Consider the following 699-nt stretch of genomic DNA (forward strand, 5'->3'; position numbering starts at 1 on the left):
AATTGCTCACGGGGTTGGCGTCGATTTTGTCAGGCGACGACGAAGGTGCCGTTGACGAGGTCACGAACGGCCTGAAGGGCAGTCTGGCCCTTGAGGCGCGCCGTGCCGGTGACAGACCGGTATCCGGCATGGACTTGGGCACCCCAGTCGGAGCGGAATCCATTGGTGACCTTGCGGAAGACGACGGAGGGCCGGATCTCGCGCTCGGACACATTGTTGGTGGGCGGGACCTCGCGATCGGTAAGGAAGACGAAGAACTTCGTTCGCCACGCCTTGATCTGGCGCTGGAGGATTTTCCCGGCCGGATGAGCGGCGGGGATGGCGAGCAGGGTGTCGAGGCGGCGCTCTGCCTTGGCGGCATAAGCGACCAGCGTAGAGTCCTTGAGCTCTGTTCGTCGTTTGCCGACACGGATTGCCCAACGGAGATGATCACGAATTTTCGGGGCGAAGACGGTGTCGCCGCAATCGATGGCGTATTGGACGTCGCGCAGGACATGGGCGAGACAGACCTGATGGGCCAGGGCGAGATCCTGCTGTCCGGCGTAGCGGTCGGACACCCAGACCCCGGGGCGGTAGTCGCCCAACACGGTCTCGGCGACGCTTTTGGCCCGGCGCGGCGCAATGTCGTGCAGCACCGCCCGATCCGAGACAAACACCCACTGCCAGTGGGTGACGCCATCGACCCGGGTGGTGGTTTCA

The 699-nt window shown here is 64.1% G+C and carries 1 protein-coding gene; it reads right to left on the minus strand.

Annotation, left to right across the window (positions count from 1 at the left end):
• Positions 1-29 precede the first annotated feature (29 nt).
• Positions 30-699, minus strand: a 670-nt coding sequence (locus tag PHAMO_RS16300) for an IS66 family transposase (RefSeq protein ID WP_040567689.1), incomplete at its 5' end; no start/stop codon positions are given.

Source organism: Magnetospirillum molischianum DSM 120 (assembly GCF_000294655.1).
GTDB lineage: Bacteria > Pseudomonadota > Alphaproteobacteria > Rhodospirillales > Magnetospirillaceae > Phaeospirillum > Phaeospirillum molischianum.